Origin of the sequence: Sulfitobacter sp. D7 (genome assembly GCF_003611275.1) — a bacterium.
GTDB classification, from domain to species: domain Bacteria; phylum Pseudomonadota; class Alphaproteobacteria; order Rhodobacterales; family Rhodobacteraceae; genus Sulfitobacter; species Sulfitobacter profundi.
Map to the genome: position 1 here is coordinate 1,149,303 of NZ_CP020694.1, position 22,780 is coordinate 1,172,082.

Consider the following 22,780-nt stretch of genomic DNA (forward strand, 5'->3'; position numbering starts at 1 on the left):
AGCCGGAGTGCCCTATGTCCAACCTCAATGATCCGAAACGCCAGTTCTTGGCCAACCTGTTCGACACCGCCGTCGCCGCCGCCGATCCGCGGCTGATCTTGAAGGACAGGCTGCCGCCGCCCCCCAAGGGCCGCACGGTGGTGATCGGCGCGGGCAAAGGGGCGGCGCAATTGGCGCAGGCGTTCGAGGCGCTCTGGCCGCATCCCTATGACGGTGTCGTGGTCACCCGCTATGGCTATGGCGCGCCCTGCCAGCGCATCAAGGTGTTGGAGGCCGCCCATCCGGTGCCAGATCAGGCCGGGATCGAGGCCGCCCGCGCCTTGCAGGATGCGCTGCGCGGGCTGGGGCCGGAGGATCAGGTGATCGCGCTGATCTGCGGCGGCGGGTCGTCGCTTTTGCCCGCCCCACCCGAGGGGCTGACGCTAGAGGATTTGCAGGCGTTGAACTCGGCGCTTCTGGCCTCAGGCGCGCCAATCTCGGTGATGAATGACATCCGCAAACAGTTCAGCACGGTGAACGGCGGGCGTCTGGCGGAACTGGCCTATCCCGCGCAGGTGGTGAGCCTTGTCGTCTCGGATGTGCCGGGGGATGATCCGGGGGCCGTGGCCTCTGGCCCTACGGTGCCGGGGCGACGGGCCGCGGCGAAGGTGTTGGAGGAGGTGGCCGCGCGGGGGCTGGAACTGCCGCCTCGTTGCATGGCTTTTCTGCAAGAGGCCGCGCAGCAGCCTGCGCAAGACGCGCCCAGCAAGACGGTCACGCATGTTATTGCCTCTGCGGGTCTGTCCCTCACCGCGGCGGCCAAGGCGGCACAGGCGCGGGGGGTGACCGCATGGATACTGTCGGACGCGATCGAAGGCGAGGCGCGCGAGGTGGCGCTGGTGCATGCCGCACTTGCCCGGCAGGCGCAACAAAGCGGTTTCCCGCATCCCGCGCCGCTGGTGCTGCTCTCAGGCGGAGAGACGACGGTCACCCTGCGCCACAAGGGGCGCGGCGGGCGCAACAGTGAATTCGCGCTGTCCTTGGCGCTGGCGCTCGACGGGCAGGAAGGCATCACCGCCTTGGCGGCGGACACCGACGGCATCGACGGGTCCGAGGACAACGCGGGCGCATTCGTCACGCCGGGCACGGCGGGCGCGATGCGCGCGGCAGGGGTGGACCCGCGCCGCGCCTTGCAACACAACGATGCCTACGGCGCGTTTGCGGCGGTAGACGCCCTGTTTCACACCGGCCCCACCGGGACCAATGTGAATGATTTCCGCGCCCTGCTGATCGGCGATCTACCCGAAAGCTGAGCCGGTTCTGGGTCCGCCTAGGTGCGGTCGAAGATAATCACGTTGCGCTTCGCAGCGCCGGTCTTGGTGTCGGCAATCGCCTCGTTGATCTGATCCAGCCGCCAGCGCCCGGAGATCAGGTTGTCGAGTTGCAAGCGGCCCTGAAGGTAAAGGTCGACCATCCACGGGATATCGCGCTGGATCACCACGTCGCCCATTTTGGAGCCGACCATACCTTGCCCCAAGGCGGCAAGGACCACCGGCTCATAGCTGGCCTCGGCCCCGCTGTGGGGCATGCCAACCATGATCACCCGGCCCCCGGCCGCAAGGTAGCGCGGCGCGGTTTCATAGGCGGGGATCGCGCCGACGGTGACGATCACGGCATCCGCCCCGCGCCCCATGGCCTTGAAGGCCGCGCGCCACGGTTTCGCCTCGGTCGCGAGCACGGTGTCGGTCGCGCCGAATTCGCGGGCGATGGCGAGTTTTTCTTCGGTCATGTCCACCGCCACGATCCGCCGTGCGCCCGCGATGCGCGCCCCTTGGATGGCATTAAGGCCGACCCCGCCCGCGCCGATCACCACCACATCTTGGCCTGCGCGCAGGCCCGCTGCATTGACCACGGCACCCACGCCGGTGATCACGCCGCAAGCGATCAGACAGGCGGCGTCTTTGGGGATGTCGTGTGAGATTTTCACGGCCTGCGAGCGGTCGACCACCACTTTTTCGGCGAAACCGCCGGTGTTCATGGCTTGAAAAAGCGGCGCCCCCTCTGCGGTCTGAAGCGGCCCTTCGGGCGCTTGCGGTGTTTCGCAGATCGTCGGCTGACCCGAGGCACAGTTGGGGCAGCTGCCGCAGGCGCGGATCAGGGTGACCACCACGCTGTCGCCCTCGACCAGCCCCTGTACATTCGGCCCTACGGCGCTGACCCGGCCTGCGGCCTCATGGCCATAGACGGCAGGCAGGGTGCCGCCCCAGCCGCCTTCGGCAAACAGGATGTCGGAGTGGCAGATCGCCACGGCATCCAAGGTCACTTCGACCTCGCCGGATTGTGGTGCCTGCAGGCGGATGTCTTCGACGCTCAGCGGGCTGTCAAAGGCATGGCAGACGGCGGCTTTGATGGTTTGCAATGGCCTGTCCTTTTCACTTGGTTTTCGCCAGCCTGACGCGGAAGGGCCGGTGGCGCAAGGCGGGGAACGGGCCTAATGCGGCGAAGTGCCGGTTTGTGACGTGAGGGGAGGGCGGCTGGCAAAGATCACCAGCCCGCCGAGGGTCAGAAACAGCGCCAGCAGGAAGGGCGCGCCGGGCAGGTAGAGCGCGGTATCGGGGGCCGTGAAATACGCAAAGACCGCGGTCATCGCCAAGGGAGAGATGATCATCGCTAGCGCGGTGGAGGAACTGAGCGCGCCGTGCAGCTCGCCTTGGGCATCAGCGCTGACGCGGGCCGACATGATGCCTTGAAGCGCCGGGGGGATGACCCCGGCAAGGGCGGCAAGCGGGGTCATGATCAGCGCCCAAGTGCCTGAGGTCAGCACGGTCAGCGCGGCAAAGGCGGCAAGGGCAAAGACATGGCCCAAGATCACCGTGGCACGGGCGCCCAAGCGGCGGATCACGGGGCCGATCAGCGCGCCTTGGACAAGGGCCATCTGCACGCCAAAAAGACCCAGTGACAGGCCGATCATCGTAGGGGACCAGCCGAAACGCTCAACCCCGAAATAGGCCCAGACTGCCGGATAGGCGGCAAAGCCCACGTGGTAGATGAAATAGACCGCCAGAAGCCTGCCGATCTCGGGCAGGCGGCCAAGGGCACGCAACGCACCCAGCGGATTGGCCCGCCGCCAATCAAAGGCGCGGCGTTGCGTCTGGGGCAGGGTTTCGCGCAGCACAGCCCAGCCGAGGGCCGCATTGCCCGCCGCCAGCACCGCCGCCGCCCAAAACGGCGCGCGGGTGCCATATTCGCCCAAGATGCCGCCCATCAGCGGCCCCAGAACAAAGCCCGCGCCAAAGGCTGCGCCGATCAGCCCGAAACGCGCCGCGCGGTCCTGCGCCGGAGAGATGTCGGCCATATAGGCCGAGGCCGTGGCATGGGTTGCCGCCGTCACACCGCCCACCAGCCGCCCGATCAGCAGCAGCCAGACACTGCCCGCCAGTGCCATGACGCCGTAATCCACCGTCATCACGACCAGTGCCAGCAGCAAGACCGGACGGCGGCCAAAACGGTCGGACAGGCCACCCAAAACCGGGCCGAAGAGGAATTGCATCGCGGCAAACCCCGTGGCCAGCACGCCGCCCCAAAGGGCCGCATCACTCAGCCCCCCGCCGCGCACTTCGCGGATCAGGTCCGGCATCACGGGCAGGATCAGACCGACGCCCATGGCATCGATCATCACCGTCACAAGGATAAAGATCAGTGGCAGCGGCATTCGGTCAGATGTGGTCCGCGTGAGGGGCAAAGGCAAGGGCGCCCGGTGCAAGGTGACGCGGCTGCGCATCGGTCTGGGCGCGGTCGGGGCCAGTCGGCTGCGCGCAATTTGCCTGCCCGGCGCGGAAAGCAGGGGTGTCGTGATCGCATGGCACCATGCTCAGCCCTGCGCCTTGGGGATATGCCCGACGTTGGCGAGGAATTCGTTCAGCACTTCGGCGTATTCTTGCGGCTGCTCGGCACAAGGCAGGTGCCCCGCGCGGCGGATCAGTTTGAATTTCGAGGCGGGGATCAGGTCCATCAACTCGCGCACCAGGTCGGGCGGGGTGGAGCCGTCCTCGGACCCTGCGATGCCAAGCGCGGGCAGGCGCAGGCCGGAGGTGGGGGTCATGAAATCGCTGTGCGAGATCGCCGCCGAACAGCCCGCATAGCCCGCGTCTGGCTGGCGGGTGAGCATGTTGCGCCAAAGCGCCAGTTCTGGCGTGGCGCGGAACTGGGCAGAGAACCAGCGTTCCATCACGGCATCAGCGAGGCTCTCGATGCCGCCCTGTTCCACGGCAGCAATGCGCTCGGCCCAAATGTCGCGGTTGCCGATCTTGGTGGCGGTGTTGCTGAGCACCACCGCGCGGATCATATCGAGGCGTTTGACGGCCAGCCCCTGCGCGATCATGCCGCCGATCGAGAGCCCGACGAAGACGCAGTTGCGCACCTGCAGGTGATCGAGCAGCCGTTCGGTATCGGTAATGAGCGACCCCATCGAATAGGGCGCGGGCGGGCAGGATGAGAGGCCATGGCCGCGTTTATCAAAACGGATGATGCGCAGACCGGGGGCGAGGAGCGGTAGGATCGGATCCCACAGGCGCATATCGGTGCCGAGCGAATTGGCAAAGACCACAGGCGCGCCGTCTTCGGGGCCATCGACGCGGTAGTGAAGTTGGACGTCACCGATATCGAATATCTGCATGGGGGGTCTCCTGTGAGCGGCGGTGGTGGCCAGCATATAGCGCGCGCGGCGCAGGTCAAAGGCGGGACAGATCAGAAATGCCCCGCCCTAGGGCGGGGCTGCCCTTGTCTTTACCCCAACGTCTGCAATGCGCGCGCGAACATATCCGCATCCACATTCCCGCCAGAGATGGTGACGATCACATCGTCGCCCTCAATCTCTGCCCCACGGAACAGTGCCGCCGCCAGCGCCACGGCACCGCCCGGCTCGGCCACAACCTTCAGCCGGTTAAAGGCATGGCCCATCGCCTTCAGCGCCTCGTCGTCGCTCACCACCAGCCCCGGCCCGACAAGCCGTTGCATGATCGGAAAAGTCAGCTCGCCCGGCGCGGGTGTGACGATGGCGTCGCATATTGATCCCAAAGCGCTTGGGTTCTGCTCGATCTTGCCAGAGGCCAGTGACCGGGCCGCATCGTCAAAGCCTTCCGGCTCTGCCGGGCGCACGCGGAGGGCGGGGGCCTCGGCCTCCAACGCCAAGGCGATGCCAGAGGTTAGGCCACCGCCGCCGCAGCAGACGATGACTTCGGCAGAGTGGATCCCCGCCTCGGCTGCCTGCTGTGCAATCTCCAGCCCCGTGGTGCCTTGGCCCGCGATCACCTGCGGCTCGTCATAGGGTTTGATCAGCGTGAGGCCGCGTTCTTCGGCCAGTCGCGCGCCGATCTCCTCGCGGCTCTCATTCGCGCGGTGATAGAGCACGACCTCGGCCCCATAGGCGCGGGTGTTGGCGATTTTCTGCCGCGGGCTGTCTTTGGGCATGACGATCACGGCGGGGGCACCGTGCATTTTCGACGCCAGCGCCACGCCCTGCGCGTGGTTGCCGCTGGAATAGGCGATGACACCCTTCGCCCGCGCGTCAGGATCCAGCGATGACAGCGCCGACCACGCACCGCGAAACTTGAAACTGCCGGTATGTTGCAAGCACTCTGGCTTGACCCAAATGCGACGGCCCGCGATCTCGTCCAGAAAGGGCGAGTTCAACAGGGGCGTGCGCCGCACATGGCCCTCTGCCCGGGCGGCGGCGGCGCGGATCATGTCGATGTTCATTGCAATTGTCCTATCCATTCGTGCAACGCGGCCAGCGCCTCGGGTTCGTCGAGAAACGGCACATGGCCGCGATCCGGCACCTCGGCCACGATCATATCCGGCCGCCGCGCCTGCATCTGCATCAGCGTTTCGCGGCTGAGCAGGGTCGAATTGGCCCCCCGGATCGCCGCGAGCGGCATGCCCTGAAGCGCGTCGAAAAACGGCCAGAGGTCGGGCGTCGGCTGCCCTGCTGTGGCGATGGCATCGCGCAGATGCGGGTCATAGGTGATTTTCAGCCCGTCGTCGGTGGCTGTGTAATGGCGCTGCACCTCTTCCAGCCAACGGCCTTCCGGCACGCCGCGAAATTCGGGAAAGGCCCGGGCCATGGCGGCGGCGGCCTCTTCATAGGTCTTGGCGGCGGGGTTGCGGCCCAGATATCCCATGATGAACTCGATCCCCTTGGCGTCCAGTTCTGGCCCGACATCATTCAGCGCCACGCCCAGCAGGTGATCATGGGCGATCATCGCTAGTCCCATCGCATTAAGCCCGCCGCGCGAGGTGCCGATGATGGCGACCTTGTCCAACCCCAGATGCGCCAGCAGTTCCAGCACATCACGGCATTCCACCGGCAGCGTGTAGTTCTGCCAATTCTGGTCAAAATCCGAACGCCCTCGGCCCCGGTAATCCATGCGGATCAGGCGATGATCCGCCAGATGCGGGGCCAGATAGTCGAAATCCGCCCCGGTGCGGGTGAGGCCAGCAAGGCAGAGGATCGGCAGGCCGGAGCCGTCGTCCGTGTAGTGCAGTGACAGCCCGTCGGAGGTGGTGAACCGGGCCATCAAAGGCCCGCCAATGCAGGGATGCCGCTGAGGTCTCGCAACTGATGCGCCGGTTTCCATGGCAGCCGGTCCACCGGATCGCCGCCCCGGTTCACCCATGCGGTCGTGAAACCATAGCCCGTCGCCGCCGCCGCGTCCCAGCCGTTGGAGGAGACGAACAGCACCTCGTCTTTGGCGCAGCCGTAGTGCTGCCCGACAAGATCATAGACCGATACATGGGGTTTGAAGACCCCAACACTTTCGACCGAGAGCGACACATCCAAAAGGTCACTGATTCCCGCAGATTGCACCGCTCCGTCCAGCATCGCGGGCGAGCCGTTGGATAAGATCGCGGTGTTCAGGCCGCCGTCTTTCAGCGCGCGCAGCATGGCGGGAACCTCCGCAAAAGCCTGAAGCTCCCAATAAAGCGCTAAGAGGCGCTCGCGTAGGGCAGGGTCGTCAGCGACGCCCATCTTCTCCAACGACCAGTCCAGACCCTCTTGGGTGACCTGCCAGAAATCGTCATGCGCCCCGGTCACGGCGCGCAGCCATGAATACTGCAACTGCTTGAGGCGCCAGTGTTCTGCCAGCTGCGGCCAAGTCTCGGCGATGGCGGCAAAGGCGGGCTCCCGCGCGGCCTCGCGGGCGGCGGCGGCCACGTCGAACAGGGTTCCGTAAGCGTCGAAAACGCAGGTTGTGATGGGCATCTGACAGGCTCTCCCTTTCCGTGTCGCGGCAGAGTGGCACGCGGACGCAGCGGCGGAAAGGGGCGAATTCCCCAATCGGCCGGGACTGGGGGTTTACTCTCGGGATCACAATCTTCATGCTGTCGCGGAATTTGGAGCACCCGCGCAGATACGCGGCCTCCTTCCCTTTTTCCCCTGACAAATTGGAGACAACAATGGCTGAGGTCAAATCCGGCGACACAGTACAGATTCACTATACCGGCACGCTGCAGGACGGCACCACATTTGATAGCTCTGAGGGTCGTGACCCGTTGGAGTTCGTTGTGGGTTCGGGTCAGATCATTCCCGGCCTCGACAGCGCGCTGCCCGGCATGACCGAAGGCGACAAGAAGGTCGTTCAGGTGCCCAGCGAAGAAGCTTATGGCCCGGTGAACCCCGAGATGCGCCAATCGGTGCCGCGCGAAGGCATTCCGGCGGACATCCCGCTTGATCCCGGCACGCAGTTGCAGATGCAGACCCCCGAAGGTCAGGCGCTGCCGGTGACGGTGGTGGAAGTGGACGAGACCACCGTGACCCTCGACGCCAACCACCCGCTGGCGGGCAAAGACCTGCAGTTCGACATCGAACTGGTCAAAATCGCCTAAGCGATCTGACACTGCCTGCCGGGGGGATGTCTCTCCGGTGGGCCTACAAGGCGCGATGCGCGTCTTTTTCCCCTCGCACCGCAGCGCGCAGGCGCTTATGCAGGGGCCATGGATACCCCAGATACATTCGAGATTTTCCTTGTTTGCCCGCCCGGGCTTGAGGATTTGCTCTGCGCCGAGGTGCAGGAAAAAGGTTTTGCCGAAGCGCAGGCGCAGCCCGGCGGCGTGACTGTGCAGGGCGGCTGGCCCGAGGTTTGGCGCGCGAACCTAGAGCTGCGCGGGGCAGGTCGCGTGCTGGCGCGGATCGGCGGGTTTATGGCCTTCCATCTGGCGCAGTTGGACAAGCGCTGCCGCAAGTTTCCCTTTGGTGACGTGCTGCGTGCCGATGTGCCGGTGAAGGTGCAGGTGACGTGCAAGGCGTCGAAGATTTACCATGCCGGGGCCGCGCAGCAGCGGGTTGAGACGGCGCTGCATGAAAGCCATGGCATCACGGTGGATGCCGAGGCAGCATTGGTGCTCAAGGTGCGCATCCACGACAATGCGGTGCAATTCAGCCTCGATACCTCTGGCGAGGCGCTGCACAAACGCGGGCATAAAGAGGCCGTGGGCAAGGCGCCGATGCGCGAGAATATGGCGGCGCTGATGTTGCGGTCATGTGGGTACACGCCGGGCGAGCCGGTGGTGGATCCGATGTGCGGCTCGGGGACGTTTCTGATCGAAGCGGCAGAGATTGCGGCGGGGGTGAAACCGGGGCGCAGCCGAAGCTTTGCCTTTGAGGATTTGGCGAGTTTCGATGCCGGGGTTTGGGAGGAGATGCGCAGCGGTGGGGCGGTGGCCGAACCTGCGGCGCGGTTCTACGGCTCGGACCGGGACGCAGGCGCGATCCGCATGAGCACGGCCAATGCCGAGCGTGCGGGTGTGGGTGCGTGGTGTCATTTCGCCTGCCACGGGGCAGGGGAGGTGCAGCCGCCAGAGGGTCCGCCGGGGCTGGTGATCGTGAACCCGCCTTATGGGGGGCGGATTGGGAATAAGAAGCTGCTGTATCCTTTGTATGGGACGCTGGGCGAGACGCTGAAGACGCGGTTCCGCGGCTGGCGCGTGGGGCTGGTAACGTCAGAGCCGCCTCTGGCGCGGGCGACAGGGCTGCCATGGAAACCGCAGGGGCCAGCGATAGCGCATGGGGGGATGAAGATCTGGCTCTGGCAGACGGATGTGCTGCGGTAGAACCTACCACCTGAGCCCGGAATCAAGCCGCAGGCGCCGGGCCATCGCCTGCCCGCCCCCCCGGGTAGGCGATTTGGTGAGGCTAGACGCGACTTGGCGAAGTCACGTCACGGCTGAACCATAAAGTGGCAAGGTCCAGCCGTTGCATCGCCGACCCGCGGGCAGGCGATGGCCCTCAGTGCGTGTTTAAAGATGCTCCGCCTGCGGCATCCCCAGCACATGAAAGCCCCCATCGACCCGGACAATCTCGCCCGTGGTGCAGGCCCCCGCATCCGATGCCAGATAAACCGCCGTGCCACCAACAGCCTCCAACGTCGCATTCGACCGCAGCGGCGCGTTTTGATCCGTGTGCTTATAGGTCTTGCGCGCGCCACCGATGGCAGCCCCCGCCAGTGTCTTCATCGGCCCCGGTGAAATCGCGTTTACGCGGATGCCTTCCGGCCCCAGATCATTCGCCAGATAGCGCGTGGCGCTTTCCAACGCCGCCTTGGCCACACCCATCACGTTGTAATTCGGCGTCACGCGGTTCGACCCCATGTAGGTCAGCGTCATCAGCGTGCCGCCGTTCTCGACCATCAGCGGATGCGCGCGGCGCGCGACGTCGATGAATGAATAGGCCGAGATGTCCATCGAGTTCTTGAAGTTCGCCCGACTGGTGTTCAGAAACCGGCCCGTTAACTCGGATTTATCTGAGAAAGCAATGGCATGCACGACGAAGTCAATCGTCGGCCAGCGCGCGCCCAGCTCATCAAAAGCACGGTCGAGCGAGGCGTCATCGGTCACATCGACATCGACCATGAAGTCCGATCCGACGCTCTGCGCCAGCGGCTCAAGGCGTTTGCCAAAGGCTTCGCCCTGATAGGTAAAGGCCAGTTCGGCCCCGGCCTCGGACATCGCTTTCGCGATGCCCCAAGCGATAGACCGTTCGTTGGCCACGCCCATGATAAGGCCGCGTTTTCCTGCAAGCATTCCTGACATATCGCGCCCTCAGCCCTTATACTTTGACAGGATCATCGACCCATTGGTGCCACCAAACCCGAAGGAGTTGGTCATCACGGAATCGAGGCCCGCGTTGTCGACGCGCTCCAGCGCAATCTCCGAAGGATCGAGCGCGGGGTCGAGGTTTTGCACATTGATCGACCGGGCGATGAAATCGTTGTCGAGCATCAGCAGGCTGAAGATCGCCTCCAGTGCGCCCGCAGCGCCCTGCGCGTGGCCGGTCATCGACTTGGTCGAGCTTACTGGCGGCGTGCTGCCTTGGCCAAAGACCCGGCGGACGGCTTCGATTTCGCCCACGTCGCCGACGGGCGTCGAGGTGCCGTGCGCGTTGATATAGCCGACCTTGCGGCCTTCGGGCAGGGTGTCGAGCGCCAGACGCATCGCACGCTCGCCGCCTTCACCGCTGGGGGCCACCATGTCGTGGCCGTCGCTGGTGGCGGCATAGCCGGTCACTTCGGCATAGATTTTCGCACCGCGCGCCAGCGCGTGGTCGAGGTCTTCGAGCACGAGCATACCGCCGCCGCCGGAGATCACGAAACCGTCGCGGTCGGCGTCGAAGGCGCGGCTCGCCGTTTCGGGCGCGTCATTGTACTTGGACGACATCGCGCCCATCGCGTCGAAGAGGCACGACAGCGTCCAGTCCAACTCTTCGCCGCCACCGGCAAACATCACGTCTTGCTTGCCCAGCATGATCTGCTCGGCCGCGTTGCCGATGCAATGCAGCGAGGTGGAACAGGCGGAGGTGATGGAATAGTTAATTCCCTTAATCTTGAACGCGGTCGAAAGGTTCGCGCTGACAGTCGAAGACATGCATTTCGGCACGGCAAAAGGCCCGATGCGCTTGGTCGCCCCGGTGTCTTTGACGATGTTATGCGCGGCGAACATGGCGCTGGTCGACGGCCCGCCGGAGCCTGCCACCAGACCGGTGCGCGGGTTGCTGATCTGATCTTCACTCAGCCCGGCATCCTTGATCGCCTGATCCATCGCGACATAGGCATAACCCGCGCCCGGCCCCATGAAGCGCAGGGTGCGCTTGTCGATATGATCGGCCAGATTGATCTTGAGCGTGCCGGCGACGCGGCTGCGGAACCCGTGTTCGGCCATCTCCGGGCTGGCTTCGATCCCGGATGTGCCGTTCTTGAGTGCATCGAGCACTTCTTCGGCGTTATTTCCGATGGATGAGACAATCCCCAATCCTGTGACGACGACGCGGCGCATGCGCAGCACTCCTTTGTTTTGGCAGCCCCGGTGTATGCCAGCACGCCCATACGGCGCAAGCGGTTTGCCGGTCCTGCGGGCGCGAAGTTCGCGGTCAAGGTTCTGTGATGGAACGCGCGCTGGACGGGCGGTGTTTGCACAGCGAGACATAAAGGAGAACAGAATGCCCGAGATCAAGACGGTAAACCCCGCCACCGAAGAGGTACTGAACACCTACAACGTCATGTCCGAAGCCGAGGCGCTCCGCGCGGTCGAAGCCACGCATGAGGCCTTTAAGGATTGGCGCAAGCTCTCCCATACTGAGCGCGCGCCCTATTTGAAAAAGATTGCTGAAAAGCTGCGCGATAATAAAGAGGAACTGGCTGAGTTGATGACCCGCGAGGTGGGTAAGCTCTATCAAGACAGCCTTGACGAAGTTGACCTCTGCGCCGCGATCTTCGACTGGACCGCCGATGCGGGCCCGGAAAAGCTCAAGGACGAGACCCGCGAGTTGATGGATGGCAAGAAAAACGGCGTGGTGACCTATCAGCCGATAGGCGTGATCTATTCGGTCCAGCCTTGGAACTTCCCCTTTTACCAGCCGGTCCGCGTTTTGGCGGCAAACCTGATGGCAGGCAATGGTAACGTCCTGAAACATGCCCAGATTTGTACCGGCAGCGCGCTGCGTCTTAAGGAAATTTGCGAAGAGGCGGGCCTGCCGAAAGACCTGTTTAACGTCGTCATCATCGACCATGACACCAGCGACAAGCTGATCGCCCATGATCTGGTGCGCGGCGTGACCATGACAGGCTCTGACAAGGCGGGCAGCCACATTGGGTCGCTGGCGGCAAAGCATCTCAAGAAATCGGTGCTGGAGCTGGGCTCGAACGATGCCTTCATCGTGTTGGATGACGCGGATATCGACACGGCGGTGAAATTCTCTGCTGCTGGTCGGATTTACAACAACGGCCAGACCTGCATTTCGGCGAAACGCTTTATCGTGACCGACAAAAACTACGATGCCTTCGTGAAAGCTTTTGTCGAGCAGATGAAATCGATCGAGATGGGCGACCCGATGGACAAAAGCACCGGCCTTGGCCCGTTGTCGAGCCAAGAGCAGTTCGAAACAGTGCGCGATCAGGTTAAGGAAAGCGTCGAGAAAGGCTGCGAACTGCTCTGCGGTGGCGAAGTGCCTGATCGTACCGGTGCCTACTATCCATCGACCGTGTTGGGCAATGTGAAGCCCGGCTCGCCCGCCTATGACGATGAAATCTTCGGCCCTGTCGCCTCGGTGATCCGCGCGAAGGACGATGAAGATGCGATGCGCATTGCCAATGACAGCCGCTATGGTCTTGGCGGCGGTATCTTCTCGAAAGACGAAGACCGCGCACTTGAGTTGGCTCGGGCCGAGTTTGACACCGGGATGATCCGGATCAACGGTTTTGGGTTGGCGGATCCGAATATGCCCTTCGGCGGGGTCAAGAACTCCGGTTATGGACGTGAACATGGCGGTTTTGGCATGAGCGAATTCGTCAACGCCAAGGCGATTTTTCTGCCGTCCTAAATGGCAAAGGGCGGGCGGTGCTGCATGCCGCTCGCCGATTTGAACGATAGATTGCAAGAGGTTCTAGATGACTATGAAAGTACTTGTCGCCGGTGCGACCGGCAAAACCGGGCGTTTGCTCGTCAGTGAACTGAAAGACCGAGGGGCCGAGCCCATCGCGCTGGTGCGCGACGGTTCAGACACATCGGTTTTGCCGGAGGGCACCGAGCAGCGGAAGGGTGATTTGACCAATCTGCAGGCGGGCGTCTGTGATGGCGTCGATGCGGTGGTCTTTGCTGCCGGATCTGGCGGGAGCACAGGGCCAGAGATGACCGAGAAGGTCGACCGCGAGGGCGCGCAACATCTGGTCGATCTGGCGCGCGAGGCCGATGTTGAGCGTTTCGTCATGCTGAGCTCTGTCGGTGCCGACAATCCGCCGGAGGACAATGAGATGACCCATTACCTGAAGGCGAAGCAGGCAGCAGACGCGCACCTGCAAGCCTCTGGGTTGACCCATTCGATCCTGCGGCCTGTGGCGCTGACCGATGACCCCAAGACCAATGCGATCAATCTCGGCGAAGGTGTCGATCAGAAAGGCAAGGCACATCGCGCTGATGTCGCCGCCGTTTTGGCCGAGGCGGCAGTTACCGGGCGCCACGATGGCAAGGTGCAAGAGATGCAGACGCTCTGAACGGGTGATGCAAACGCAAAAGGGGGCCACGCGGGCCCCCTTTTTTCTTGTCGGAATGTCGCTTTGGCTCAGCTTTCGCTCAGCGCGACTTTCATGTCTTTCACCTGATAGATCACCTCGCCATCGGCTTCGACGATGCCATCGGCCACGCCCATGGTCAGGCGGCGGGTCTGGATCGCCTTGGTGAAATCAATCTTATAGGTCAGCATCTTGCGCTCAGGGCGCACCATGCCCGTCAGCTTTACTTCGCCCACGCCAAGCGCATAGCCGCGCCCCTGCCAGCCGCGCCAGCCGAGGTTGAAACCGGTCAATTGCCACAGACCGTCAAGGCCCAGACAGCCGGGCATGATCGGGTTGCCGGGGAAGTGACATTCGAAAAACCACAGGTCGGGCGTGATGTCGAACTCGGCGATGATATGGCCCTTGCCATGGGCGCCGCCATCGGCCGAGACATCGGTGATCCGGTCCATCATGAGCATCGGCGGGGCGGGAAGCTGTGCGTTCCCGGGGCCGAAAAGCTCGCCGCGGGCGCATTTCAGCAGATCTTCCTTGTCGAAACTCGTGGGGTAGTCGGCCATCCTGCGGCTCTCCTGCTGCTCTGTTATAACATCGGCCCCGTTTAACATCGCGTTCCGGCATGCTGCAAGGCCCGCGCGCGGGGGGCTGCGACGATTGGCTTGAGGTTTTCAATTGAAAACCGGGGATTTCCTCCTTTATATGACCCTGAAAGGCAGGGAACTGATGTCCGAACAGGAACAAGAGGTCGGAACGCGCTGGCTGGCTCAGGCCGGGCTGCGCCCTACGCGCCAACGTGTCACGCTGGCGAGCCTTCTGGTGGGCGATGGCCAAGATCGCCACGTCACCGCTGAAAGCCTGTTTGAGGCCGCAAAGGGGCAGGGCGAGGCCGTGTCGCTGGCCACGGTCTACAACACGCTGCGCGCTTTTTGTGATGCGGGGCTGTTGCAGGAAGTGACCGTGGATGGCTCGAAAAGCTATTTCGACACCAACACCCACGACCACCCGCATTTCTTTTGGGAAGACGACAGCAAGCTGACCGACGCGCCTTCTGAGCAATTGGTGATCGCGCAGCTTCCCGATGCGCCCGATGGGGCCGAGATTGCCTCGGTCGATGTGGTGATCCGCCTGCGCCGGAAATCCTGAACGGGCGGGGCGCGCCCCGCCGCGTGAGCGATCAGCCGCGTTTGCGCAGCACCAGAAACGTCATCATGCCCATTGGCGGCAAGGCGCGTTCGTCTTCGACCTGCAGCGCGTCTTGTTGCAACACGGTCTCCATCTCGAAATCCGAATGCCAGCCAAGCGTATTGGCGAAGGGGGCCGAGACCTTTTCAAGAAAGCCCAGCACGCCGGTGGTCCGCATGAAGTGGTTGGCGATGACCACCTGACCGCCGGGTTTGAGCACGCGGGCGATCTCTTCCATGACGCGCTCAGGTTCGGGCACGACCGAGAGGACATGCATGGCGGCGATGGTGTCAAAGCTGGCGTCGGGAAAATCAAGGTCGCGGGCATCCATCTGGCGCAGGTCGGCTACATGCGTCAGCCCTTCGCGCGCGACGCGCTCGCGGGCTTTGGCAAGCATCTCATCGCTGAAATCCATACCTGTGACTGAAAGATGTGACGCGTAATGCGGCAGCGACAATCCGGTGCCGACGCCGACTTCGAGCACTGTGCCGCCGCCCTTGTTGATATGGGTAACCACATGGCGACGGCCACCGCTGGTCAGCGCGCCAAAGGTCTTGTCGTAGATCGGCGCCCAGCGGGCATAAGAAGTCTCGACCGCCTTGATATCCATTTTAATTCCTTTTGGGTTTATTCAGTCTCTTGCCCCGCAGTAGGCCCCAGATCACCATGCCGATATAGGCCAGGCAGAGGACTACCAGTGTGGTCCAAGCGTAGGTCGCCAGCGCTGCGGCAAAAATTGCCACACCGACGAGCAGGTATTTCACATGGCGGCGCGAAATCTTGGTGGTTTTGAAAGACCATGTGGGGATGCGGCTGATCATCAGAAACCCGATCAGCACCATATGCAGCGCAATGATCCAGTCCGGCAGAATGGGCCGGTTGTGGAAAGCAAAGGACAGCGTCATCGGCAACAACACCAGCAGGGCCCCTGCGGGCGAGGGGATGCCGGTAAAGTAGGAGCCGGATTCCCCGACCGCGTCGCCATTCTTGGCTTTCTCGGCTTCGGCCTTGTCGTTCACATTGAACCGGGCCAGCCTCACCACACAGCAAACTGCGTAGATCAGCACCGCAATCCAAGCCGCGCCGCCCATGTCTTGCAAGGCCCAAAAGTAGAGGATCAGCGGCGGCACCACGCCAAAGTTCAGGAAATCGGCCAGCGAATCCAGTTCCGCGCCCATCGGGCTGGACGACCGCAAGAGCCGCGCCAGACGCCCGTCCAACCCATCCAGCACGCAGGCCAGCAGGATCAGTTGCACCGCCAGCACATAGTTGCCATTCACGCCAAAGCGGATCGCCGAAAGGCCCGCGCAGATCGCGGTGATGGTCAGGGCGTTTGGCAGCAATTGGATCAGCGCAAGGTCTGCGCCGGACTTTTCAGAAGAGGGGCGCATGCAGCAATCCTAGACGGGGGTGGACTGGGCCACCGGCGGTTTCAACTCGGCCAGCACGGTTTCCCCGGCGACCATGGTTTGCCCGATGCGCACCATCGGGTCGACCCCTTCGGGCAGGTAAACATCTAGCCGCGAACCAAAGCGGATCAAGCCAAAGCGTTCGCCGGTTTCCAGCCCGTCGCCGGATTTGACGAAACAAACGATGCGCCGCGCCACAAGACCCGCGATCTGCACCACGGCCAGATCGCGCCCGTCGTCCATACGGATGCACAGGCTATTACGCTCATTGTCGGCGCTGGCCTTGTCGAGCGAGGCGTTGAAGAATTTGCCCGGGCGGTAGGCCACGGCCTGCACCTTGCCCGCGACGGGGGCGCGGTTGATGTGGCAGTTGAACACGCTCATGAAGACGCTGACGCGGGTCAGCGGCACATCCGGCATGCCCAGTTCGGCGGGCGGCACCGCAGGCTCGATGAGCGAAACGATGCCGTCGGCAGGGCTGACGATCAGGTCGGGCCTATCCGGCGTGACACGCTCTGGGTCGCGGAAAAAGTAGTAGCACCAGATGGTGAGACCGACGCCGATCCAGCCCAGCACCTCTTCGATGGCGAAGAGCACCAGTGTGACGGCGGCGAAGATCGCCACGAATTTGATGCCCTCGCGGTGCATCGGTTTGATGAATGTGTCGAGCAAGTTGACGGACATCGGACCCTCCCGTTCAGGCTGTCTTCCGTCATAGGTGCATGGCGGGTGAGTGCAAGGAGGTTTTGATCTTGGGGACGGCATCGGCGGGTCGGTGCAAGGGGGAATGCTGAGGGCATCGCCCTCCCTGGTGGGCGATCGATGGTCACGTGGCGCGGGGCGGGAGTTCTTGGACCTAGCGTGTCTCGTTGGTGAAGCGTTGCGAAATCGCCCTCCGGGGGGAGGGACGGCGATGCCCGGTGTGCCATCGGGCGGTGTGGTGGCGAAGGAAGCTTTTCAAAACCACTGCCCCGGCTCCATCAGACCCAAATCCATCAACTGCCGGGAATGCCACTCGAACGGCTCGGAATTATGCCACTGGAATGTCGGGATATCATAGCGGCTGCCGGGATTGCTTTTCAGCGCCTTGGCCGTGCGGAAAGAGCAGACCGCCGCGGTGACATTGTGGTGCCACGCGCAGGCGTAGGTATTGTATTCCTCGTTGTTGAACGTGTGATCGCCGCGCAGCAGCAGCCCCGGTTTGGCGCGAAACAGGGGGATGCGGTCGATCTTGCGGCTCTGCGGTGGCACATGTTCCTCAAACCGCCAACGCAGCCCGCCAAAGAAATCAAGCTGCCGTTCCTTGGGATGCCCCTGCCGCGATGGATCCTTGCGCGCCAGCGCGTAATAGCCCGACCGGTCCAGATGCGCCTGATCGAGTGAGACGGCATCGGGATGCATTTGGAGGTCCGGCGCATAGAGGTCGACCACATAGGCCAGCATGGCATCGCGCCGCTCTTCTCCGTGAAAGGCCAGCAATTCCTTGACGTTGCGCGTCTCGCTGAAGGGGTGGAACAGATATTCGGCGTTGTAGCAATAATAAAGCCATTGCCCCGGCACCGCGGCGATCATGCGGTTCACGGCCCCTTCCAGCGCGGCTTCGGCGGTGGTGTCATAGTCCACCCGCAGCACGCTTTGCTGCAAGTCGCGGGGCAGGTCAAAAGCGGGGGGCATCAGCGCCACCACACTGTCAAAGCCCGCTTGCTGGTGGTGGCGCAGGGTGGTGTCGACCTCGACCTCATCCTCGACCAAGATCATGGCGATGGGGCCTGCCTCCGGCGCCGGGCGGGCCTCTTTGATAAGATGATCTAGATCGCGATACCGCATAGGCCCCCGCTGGTATTTCCGTGCCGCAAGGTCGGTCAATTCCGGGTCCATTGCAAGACGCGGCCACCGCTGTTAGACGACGCCATCTGCCCGAAATCCGTCAAAACCCTTGGATGCCCGCCATGACACAACCGAAAAAGCTGTTCATCAAGACCTATGGTTGCCAGATGAACGTCTATGACAGCGAACGCATGGCCGAAAGCCTTGGCGGTCAGGGCTATGTCACGACCGACCGGGCCGATGATGCGGATATGATCCTGCTCAACACCTGCCACATCCGCGAAAAGGCCGCAGAGAAGGTCTATTCCGAACTGGGCCGCCTGAAGCCGTTGAAAGACGCGCGCCCCGATCTGAAGATCGGCGTGGCGGGCTGCGTGGCACAGGCCGAGGGCGAAGAGATCATGCGCCGCCAGCCGGCTGTCGATCTGGTGGTCGGCCCGCAAAGCTACCACCGTTTGCCAGAGATGGAGGCGAAGGTGCAGAGCGGGCAAAGCGCGCTCGACACTGATTTCCCGGCCGAAGACAAATTCGACCACCTCAAGGGCCGCCCCAAGATGAAACGCGCGCCCGCGGCCTTCCTCACCGTGCAAGAGGGCTGCGACAAGTTCTGCGCCTTCTGCGTGGTGCCCTATACGCGGGGGGCCGAAGTCTCTCGCCCCGCCGAGAAGGTGCTGGAAGAAGCCCGCGATCTGGTCGAGCGCGGCGTGCGCGAAGTCACTCTGCTGGGCCAGAACGTAAACGCTTACCACGGCGGCATGACGCTGGCCGGTCTGATCCGCGCGCTGGCCAAGGTCGACGGGTTGGAGCGTATCCGCTACACCACCAGCCACCCCAACGACATGGGCGACGATCTGATTGCGGCCCATGGTGAGGTGCCCGAGTTGATGCCTTACCTGCACCTGCCGGTGCAGTCGGGCAGTGATCACATCTTGAAACGGATGAACCGCAGCCACACCGCCGAGAGCTATCTGAAGCTGCTCGAACGCATCCGCGAGGCGCGGCCTGATATTGTGCTGTCAGGCGATTTCATCGTCGGCTTCCCCGAGGAAAGCGATGCCGACTTTGAGGCCACGATGGAGCTCGTCCGGCAGGTGCGCTACGGCTATGCCTATTCGTTCAAATATTCCACCCGCCCCGGCACCCCGGCGGCCGAACGCCCGCTGGTCGATGCAGCCGTGGCCGACGATCGCTTGCAGCGCCTGCAAGGGTTAATCACCCAGCACCAACAAGAGATCCAGCAGTCGATGGTGGGCCGCGAGGTGTCGGTTCTGGTTGAGAAGAAGGGCCGTTTGCCCGGTCAGATGCTTGGCAAGTCAGAGTATCTGCACGCGGTTCATATCGAGAACTGCACGGCGCAGATCGGTGACATTCAGCGCGTAAGGGTGACCGAAGCCAAGACAAACTCTTTGGCGGCTGTCTTGGTCTAACGGGCCGCCACTAGGGCCGTTGCGGGTGCGCGTTGCCGCGCACCCTAAGCTTGTCAGTAGTTGTGCTTGCGATGCGAAGCGGCATCCGCAAAGATCCGTTTCATCGTCGCTTTCAGCCCCTCAGGGTTGCCCACCAGCGTGTGATCCCGGCAGACACGCTCGGCCACGGCATGGGCGGTGGAGAAGTCATAGCCGACGGCCACGAGGCTATCCACGAAGACCGAGTTTGGCCGGTCCCAGATCACATCATTCCACGGGCCGCGGTAGCAGCTGACGTGGATCACATTGCCCGTTGGATGCGCCTTGCCCTGGTTGTGGTAGGCGTATTTCACACCCCCGGCAAAAGCAGGCATGGCAAGCAGGCCGGTGACGGCGGTGGCGAGTAGCATTTTCATCATGAGTTGGTCCCCCAGTTATCATTGCAGCAATCAAGATCGGCAAAGCCGCGCGAAGTCCCACCCTCGCGATCCGATGGATAGAGGTTTAGGTCTAAAGGTGCGTGTTTCAAGAAGATTCGAAGGCACTGTCAGGGGGTTGAGAACAATCTCAAGGGCTTGCCCGGGATTGTCGCCAAGGCATAGGCAATAGGGTAATTTCAGTCTTTCCGGTGAACAGAAAACGGCCGCCGCAGTCATCGGTTTCACCGTTATTGCGCGAAGGATTCGTTGTAATCGGTCAAGGCTCGGCCACAAAATGTTGATTTCACAGCTTCACAGCAGGGCAGTTTTTACCTAACCTAACCCTATACTAACAAGGCGCGGGTCCGGGGAGGGGTCGCATTTGCCAAAAATAAGAATCAATATTTAGAATAGGACAAAAGCTGTGGGACCCACTATTTCCAAAGCACTGCGCGCCATGGCCATCCTGACGATGGCGGCGGCGCTGACTGTGGCCAGCACGTCGGCCGATGCGCAGACACCCTCGCAACAGGGCCGTGACAAGGGCGTCTACACGCCGACCATCTGGGTTGATCCCGATGGGTGCGAACATTGGGTCATGGATGACGGGGCCGAGGGTTATATGACCCCGCATACGACCCGTCAGGGCATCCCGGTATGCCGCCGTGGCGATGTCTGCGGTGTGATGGAAGCGGACCAGTTCTTTGCCACCGACAAATACAACATCTCGGCCCAGGGTCGCGCGCGTCTGGCGAATTTCTTCCAGTCGACCGGCGCGGTGTCCTACATCATCACCGGCCATACCGACAGCCGTGCCTCGGATGCCTATAACATGCGTCTGTCCTACAACCGCGCAAACTCGGTGGCGCGTGTCGCCAACCAAGTCGGGGCCAAGATCGCTGATGTGCGTGGCTATGGTGAACGGATGCCTGCCGTGCCGAACAATTCCGCTGCGAACATGGCCAAAAACCGCCGTGTCGAAATTATCTGCATTCGCTGAAGGGACCGTAAAAGTGATTAAGACGAAACTTCTCATGGTCACCGCCTGTGCCGTCGGCCTGTCGGCCTGTACCGATTACGAAGGCGGTCTGGGCCGGGGGTATCCTTCGGACAAGACCGTTGACCGCGGCATCGACACAAAGCACCTCAGCACCCTTCAAGCGGGCATCTGGGTTGATCCAAACGGCTGCGACCACTGGATCATCGATGACGGGGTCGAGGGCTATCTCTCGGCGCGGCTTGATAAATTCGGCAAGCCGGTCTGCTCGGGCGTGGCGCCGCCGACACATACCGCGGGCCACTTCAAAGGTGGCTCCAAGATCAAAGACCCGAACTGACCTTGGCGGGCCATATCAAACACACCGGGCCGGAGCGCGTTGCGCTTCGGCCCTTTTTGTCGCTACGGGTTGGTAAATCCTGCCCGCCTGACTATCTCACCATTTAGTGCTTCACAAAGGATACGCGCATTGCCTTCAACTGATCTGATGACACCGGAAACCGCGGCCGAACGGGTGGTGGAGTTTCCCGATAACCGCCTTTTGATCGACCTCTGCGGCGCCTATGACGCGCATCTGGCTGCCATCGAGAAATCGCTCGAGGTGCAGATCATCCGGCGCGGCAATCACCTGCAGATCTTGGGTGAGGGCGAGGCCGTCGAGAAAGCAGAAAGCCTGCTCAACGCGCTTTATGTGCGGCTGGAAAGCGGGCGCTCGGTTGAGCCTGCGGATGTGGACGGCATGTTGCGCATGGGCAATTCCAGCGCGGGCACTGGCGTGCGTCAGGGCGACCAGTTGGAAATGCCGATGGGCGACGCGATTGAGATCCAGACCCGCAAGAAACGGGTCGAGCCGCGCACCGATGCGCAAAAAGCCTATGTGCAGTCGCTGTTCGACAATGAACTGGCCTTTGGCATCGGCCCTGCGGGCACCGGCAAAACCTATCTGGCGGTGGCGGTGGGCGTGTCGATGTTCATCGGCGGCCATGTGGACCGGATCATCCTTTCCCGCCCTGCGGTCGAAGCGGGAGAGAAGCTGGGCTATCTGCCGGGTGACATGAAGGACAAAGTCGATCCCTACATGCAGCCGCTCTATGACGCGCTGAATGACTTCCTGCCGGGCAAGCAACTGGCGAAACTGCTAGAGGAAAAGCGCATCGAGATCGCGCCGCTGGCCTTTATGCGGGGGCGGACGCTGTCGAATGCTTTTGTCGTGTTGGATGAGGCGCAGAACGCCACGTCGATGCAAATGAAGATGTTCCTGACACGTCTGGGGCAAAATTCCCGCATGGTAATTACTGGCGACCGCACACAGATCGACCTGCCGCGCGGGGTGCAGTCGGGGCTTCAGGATGCCGAACGTTTGCTGAAAACGATCCCGAGTATCAGCTTCAACTACTTCACCTCCAAGGACGTTGTGCGCCACCCGCTGGTTGCGGCGATTATCGAGGCTTATGAGGCGGATAGCGGTGCCGCTTGATGTGATACTAGAGGATTTCGACATCGTGATTGAGGACGACCGCTGGAACGCGGTCGACCTTGAACCGCTCGCCCATGCCGCAGCACGCGCCACTCTGGGGCATCTCGGCCTCGACGCCGAGGCGACAGAGATGACCCTACTGGCCTGCGATGATGCGCGCATTGCTGTGCTGAACGAAGATTTTCGTGGCAAGGCGCGTGCCACCAATGTGCTCAGCTGGCCTGCGGAAGAGCGCGGCGCGGCCATACCGGGCGGCGATCCGCTGCCCGTCGCCCCCGGCATTGACGGAATGCTTGAACTGGGCGACATCGCCATGGCTTATGAGACATGTGCCGCCGAGGCCAATGCGGCGGCCAAGCCTTTGAATGCGCATGTGACCCATCTCATCGTACATGGGCTGTTGCATCTTCTGGGCTATGACCACGAAAATGACCCCGACGCCATGTTGATGGAGGGGTTAGAGCGCGAAATACTTGGCAAAATGGGTTATGATGACCCATATAAGGAAAATGGCCCTTAGGGGGCTTG

Annotated in this window: 25 protein-coding genes; 11 read left to right on the forward strand and 14 right to left on the reverse strand. The window is 62.6% G+C overall.

From position 1 onward, the window contains the following. The first annotated feature begins 14 nt into the window (after positions 1-14). Entirely contained in the window at positions 15-1,292 is a 1,278-nt protein-coding gene (locus B5M07_RS05530) for a glycerate kinase type-2 family protein (RefSeq protein ID WP_120350561.1), read from the forward strand. Between the two features lie 17 nt (positions 1,293-1,309). On the opposite strand, the gene B5M07_RS05535 is transcribed toward B5M07_RS05530, so the two are convergent. The 6 genes from B5M07_RS05535 to B5M07_RS05560 form a co-directional block, all read right to left on the reverse strand. Beyond that, entirely contained in the window at positions 1,310-2,398 is a 1,089-nt protein-coding gene (locus B5M07_RS05535; RefSeq protein WP_120350562.1) for a zinc-binding dehydrogenase, read from the reverse strand. A gap of 72 nt (positions 2,399-2,470) precedes the next feature. Further along, positions 2,471-3,691, reverse strand: coding sequence for a TCR/Tet family MFS transporter (locus tag B5M07_RS05540; RefSeq protein ID WP_120350563.1), 1,221 nt, complete (start codon positions 3,689-3,691; stop codon positions 2,471-2,473). Positions 3,692-3,850: 159 nt separating this feature from the next. After that, entirely contained in the window at positions 3,851-4,654 is an 804-nt protein-coding gene (pcaD, locus tag B5M07_RS05545) for a 3-oxoadipate enol-lactonase (RefSeq protein WP_120350564.1), read from the reverse strand. Positions 4,655-4,764: 110 nt separating this feature from the next. Further along, positions 4,765-5,736: a threonine ammonia-lyase gene (locus B5M07_RS05550; RefSeq protein ID WP_120350565.1), complete on the reverse strand. Its 972-nt coding sequence runs from the start codon at positions 5,734-5,736 to the stop codon at positions 4,765-4,767. Continuing rightward, entirely contained in the window at positions 5,733-6,554 is an 822-nt protein-coding gene (locus B5M07_RS05555) for an alpha/beta fold hydrolase (protein ID WP_120350566.1), read from the reverse strand. Before B5M07_RS05555 ends, B5M07_RS05550 begins: the two co-directional genes overlap by 4 nt. Beyond that, on the reverse strand, positions 6,554-7,240 hold the full coding sequence (locus B5M07_RS05560; protein ID WP_120350567.1) for a haloacid dehalogenase type II: 687 nt from the start codon (positions 7,238-7,240) through the stop codon (positions 6,554-6,556). The genes B5M07_RS05555 and B5M07_RS05560 overlap by 1 nt, the downstream gene beginning before the upstream one ends. Positions 7,241-7,434: 194 nt before the next feature. On the opposite strand from B5M07_RS05560, the gene B5M07_RS05565 reads away from it, so the two are divergent. Both B5M07_RS05565 and B5M07_RS05570 read left to right on the forward strand, forming a co-directional pair. After that, positions 7,435-7,863 (forward strand): FKBP-type peptidyl-prolyl cis-trans isomerase, encoded by a 429-nt coding sequence (locus tag B5M07_RS05565; protein ID WP_120350568.1) that lies wholly within the window; start codon positions 7,435-7,437, stop codon positions 7,861-7,863. 108 nt (positions 7,864-7,971) lie between these two features. Next, positions 7,972-9,087, forward strand: a complete 1,116-nt coding sequence (locus tag B5M07_RS05570) for a THUMP domain-containing class I SAM-dependent RNA methyltransferase (RefSeq protein WP_120350569.1) — start codon at positions 7,972-7,974, stop codon at positions 9,085-9,087. 186 nt (positions 9,088-9,273) lie between these two features. Here B5M07_RS05570 and B5M07_RS05575 read toward each other — a convergent pair whose 3' ends face one another. Further along, the gene (locus B5M07_RS05575; RefSeq protein ID WP_120350570.1) at positions 9,274-10,065 is read right to left on the reverse strand and encodes an enoyl-ACP reductase FabI; all 792 of its coding nucleotides are present in this window, start codon (positions 10,063-10,065) and stop codon (positions 9,274-9,276) included. 9 nt (positions 10,066-10,074) lie between these two features. Continuing rightward, on the reverse strand, positions 10,075-11,304 hold the full coding sequence (gene fabB, locus B5M07_RS05580; RefSeq protein ID WP_120350571.1) for a beta-ketoacyl-ACP synthase I: 1,230 nt from the start codon (positions 11,302-11,304) through the stop codon (positions 10,075-10,077). A 163-nt stretch (positions 11,305-11,467) separates the two neighbouring features. On the opposite strand from fabB, the gene B5M07_RS05585 reads away from it, so the two are divergent. Together B5M07_RS05585 and B5M07_RS05590 are read left to right on the forward strand one after the other, a co-directional pair. Beyond that, positions 11,468-12,847 carry an NAD-dependent succinate-semialdehyde dehydrogenase gene (locus tag B5M07_RS05585; RefSeq protein WP_120350572.1) on the forward strand — a complete coding sequence of 460 codons (1,380 nt, stop codon included), beginning with the start codon at positions 11,468-11,470 and terminating at the stop codon, positions 12,845-12,847. A gap of 67 nt (positions 12,848-12,914) precedes the next feature. After that, entirely contained in the window at positions 12,915-13,517 is a 603-nt protein-coding gene (locus B5M07_RS05590; protein WP_386280195.1) for an SDR family oxidoreductase, read from the forward strand. 68 nt (positions 13,518-13,585) lie between these two features. Here the strand turns inward: B5M07_RS05590 and fabA are convergent, their stop codons facing one another. Continuing rightward, positions 13,586-14,095 (reverse strand): bifunctional 3-hydroxydecanoyl-ACP dehydratase/trans-2-decenoyl-ACP isomerase, encoded by a 510-nt coding sequence (gene fabA / locus B5M07_RS05595; RefSeq protein ID WP_120350573.1) that lies wholly within the window; start codon positions 14,093-14,095, stop codon positions 13,586-13,588. A 163-nt stretch (positions 14,096-14,258) separates the two neighbouring features. Here fabA and irrA point away from each other — a divergent pair, with 163 nt between their 5' ends. After that, positions 14,259-14,678 carry an iron response transcriptional regulator IrrA gene (gene irrA, locus B5M07_RS05600; protein WP_120350574.1) on the forward strand — a complete coding sequence of 140 codons (420 nt, stop codon included), beginning with the start codon at positions 14,259-14,261 and terminating at the stop codon, positions 14,676-14,678. Positions 14,679-14,709: 31 nt separating this feature from the next. Here the strand turns inward: irrA and B5M07_RS05605 are convergent, their stop codons facing one another. From B5M07_RS05605 to B5M07_RS05620, 4 genes are all read right to left on the reverse strand, one after another. Continuing rightward, entirely contained in the window at positions 14,710-15,327 is a 618-nt protein-coding gene (locus tag B5M07_RS05605; protein WP_120350575.1) for a class I SAM-dependent methyltransferase, read from the reverse strand. A gap of 1 nt (position 15,328) precedes the next feature. Beyond that, complete coding sequence (gene pssA, locus B5M07_RS05610) at positions 15,329-16,108, reverse strand: CDP-diacylglycerol--serine O-phosphatidyltransferase (RefSeq protein WP_120350576.1); 780 nt, start codon at positions 16,106-16,108, stop codon at positions 15,329-15,331. A gap of 9 nt (positions 16,109-16,117) precedes the next feature. Then, positions 16,118-16,810, reverse strand: a complete 693-nt coding sequence (locus B5M07_RS05615; RefSeq protein ID WP_120350577.1) for a phosphatidylserine decarboxylase — start codon at positions 16,808-16,810, stop codon at positions 16,118-16,120. A 273-nt stretch (positions 16,811-17,083) separates the two neighbouring features. Next, a complete protein-coding gene (locus B5M07_RS05620; RefSeq protein WP_120352162.1) occupies positions 17,084-17,953 on the reverse strand; it encodes a hypothetical protein in 870 nt (289 codons plus the stop codon). Positions 17,954-18,075: 122 nt separating this feature from the next. On the opposite strand from B5M07_RS05620, the gene miaB reads away from it, so the two are divergent. Beyond that, positions 18,076-19,380 carry a tRNA (N6-isopentenyl adenosine(37)-C2)-methylthiotransferase MiaB gene (gene miaB, locus B5M07_RS05625; protein ID WP_120352163.1) on the forward strand — a complete coding sequence of 435 codons (1,305 nt, stop codon included), beginning with the start codon at positions 18,076-18,078 and terminating at the stop codon, positions 19,378-19,380. A 53-nt stretch (positions 19,381-19,433) separates the two neighbouring features. On the opposite strand, the gene B5M07_RS05630 is transcribed toward miaB, so the two are convergent. Continuing rightward, positions 19,434-19,778 carry a hypothetical protein gene (locus tag B5M07_RS05630; RefSeq protein WP_067627307.1) on the reverse strand — a complete coding sequence of 115 codons (345 nt, stop codon included), beginning with the start codon at positions 19,776-19,778 and terminating at the stop codon, positions 19,434-19,436. A gap of 424 nt (positions 19,779-20,202) precedes the next feature. On the opposite strand from B5M07_RS05630, the gene B5M07_RS05635 reads away from it, so the two are divergent. From B5M07_RS05635 to ybeY, 4 genes are all read left to right on the forward strand, one after another. After that, positions 20,203-20,778 (forward strand): OmpA family protein, encoded by a 576-nt coding sequence (locus tag B5M07_RS05635; protein WP_120350578.1) that lies wholly within the window; start codon positions 20,203-20,205, stop codon positions 20,776-20,778. A gap of 34 nt (positions 20,779-20,812) precedes the next feature. Further along, complete coding sequence (locus tag B5M07_RS05640) at positions 20,813-21,115, forward strand: hypothetical protein (protein WP_386283760.1); 303 nt, start codon at positions 20,813-20,815, stop codon at positions 21,113-21,115. Positions 21,116-21,262: 147 nt separating this feature from the next. Beyond that, positions 21,263-22,252, forward strand: coding sequence for a PhoH family protein (locus B5M07_RS05645; protein ID WP_067627305.1), 990 nt, complete (start codon positions 21,263-21,265; stop codon positions 22,250-22,252). Further along, the gene (gene ybeY, locus B5M07_RS05650; RefSeq protein WP_120350579.1) at positions 22,227-22,772 is read left to right on the forward strand and encodes an rRNA maturation RNase YbeY; all 546 of its coding nucleotides are present in this window, start codon (positions 22,227-22,229) and stop codon (positions 22,770-22,772) included. Before B5M07_RS05645 ends, ybeY begins: the two co-directional genes overlap by 26 nt. Positions 22,773-22,780: the final 8 nt, after the last annotated feature.

Bases quoted from the DNA above. Each gene is read 5' to 3' on its own strand.
- B5M07_RS05620 (WP_120352162.1), bottom strand. From the start codon at position 17,953: ATGCGGTATCGCGATCTAGATCATCTTATCAAAGAGGCCCGCCCGGCG.
- pcaD (WP_120350564.1), bottom strand. From the start codon at position 4,654: ATGCAGATATTCGATATCGGTGACGTCCAACTTCACTACCGCGTCGAT.
- B5M07_RS05530 (WP_120350561.1), top strand. From the start codon at position 15: ATGTCCAACCTCAATGATCCGAAACGCCAGTTCTTGGCCAACCTGTTC.
- irrA (WP_120350574.1), top strand. From the start codon at position 14,259: ATGTCCGAACAGGAACAAGAGGTCGGAACGCGCTGGCTGGCTCAGGCC.
- B5M07_RS05575 (WP_120350570.1), bottom strand. From the start codon at position 10,065: ATGTCAGGAATGCTTGCAGGAAAACGCGGCCTTATCATGGGCGTGGCC.
- fabB (WP_120350571.1), bottom strand. From the start codon at position 11,304: ATGCGCCGCGTCGTCGTCACAGGATTGGGGATTGTCTCATCCATCGGA.
- B5M07_RS05550 (WP_120350565.1), bottom strand. From the start codon at position 5,736: ATGAACATCGACATGATCCGCGCCGCCGCCGCCCGGGCAGAGGGCCAT.
- ybeY (WP_120350579.1), top strand. From the start codon at position 22,227: ATGAGGCGGATAGCGGTGCCGCTTGATGTGATACTAGAGGATTTCGAC.
- fabA (WP_120350573.1), bottom strand. From the start codon at position 14,095: ATGGCCGACTACCCCACGAGTTTCGACAAGGAAGATCTGCTGAAATGC.
- pssA (WP_120350576.1), bottom strand. From the start codon at position 16,108: ATGCGCCCCTCTTCTGAAAAGTCCGGCGCAGACCTTGCGCTGATCCAA.
- B5M07_RS05590 (WP_386280195.1), top strand. From the start codon at position 12,915: ATGACTATGAAAGTACTTGTCGCCGGTGCGACCGGCAAAACCGGGCGT.
- B5M07_RS05645 (WP_067627305.1), top strand. From the start codon at position 21,263: ATGACACCGGAAACCGCGGCCGAACGGGTGGTGGAGTTTCCCGATAAC.
- B5M07_RS05615 (WP_120350577.1), bottom strand. From the start codon at position 16,810: ATGTCCGTCAACTTGCTCGACACATTCATCAAACCGATGCACCGCGAG.
- B5M07_RS05540 (WP_120350563.1), bottom strand. From the start codon at position 3,691: ATGCCGCTGCCACTGATCTTTATCCTTGTGACGGTGATGATCGATGCC.
- B5M07_RS05630 (WP_067627307.1), bottom strand. From the start codon at position 19,778: ATGATGAAAATGCTACTCGCCACCGCCGTCACCGGCCTGCTTGCCATG.
- B5M07_RS05640 (WP_386283760.1), top strand. From the start codon at position 20,813: ATGGTCACCGCCTGTGCCGTCGGCCTGTCGGCCTGTACCGATTACGAA.
- B5M07_RS05570 (WP_120350569.1), top strand. From the start codon at position 7,972: ATGGATACCCCAGATACATTCGAGATTTTCCTTGTTTGCCCGCCCGGG.
- B5M07_RS05560 (WP_120350567.1), bottom strand. From the start codon at position 7,240: ATGCCCATCACAACCTGCGTTTTCGACGCTTACGGAACCCTGTTCGAC.
- B5M07_RS05555 (WP_120350566.1), bottom strand. From the start codon at position 6,554: ATGGCCCGGTTCACCACCTCCGACGGGCTGTCACTGCACTACACGGAC.
- B5M07_RS05565 (WP_120350568.1), top strand. From the start codon at position 7,435: ATGGCTGAGGTCAAATCCGGCGACACAGTACAGATTCACTATACCGGC.
- B5M07_RS05585 (WP_120350572.1), top strand. From the start codon at position 11,468: ATGCCCGAGATCAAGACGGTAAACCCCGCCACCGAAGAGGTACTGAAC.
- B5M07_RS05605 (WP_120350575.1), bottom strand. From the start codon at position 15,327: ATGGATATCAAGGCGGTCGAGACTTCTTATGCCCGCTGGGCGCCGATC.
- miaB (WP_120352163.1), top strand. From the start codon at position 18,076: ATGACACAACCGAAAAAGCTGTTCATCAAGACCTATGGTTGCCAGATG.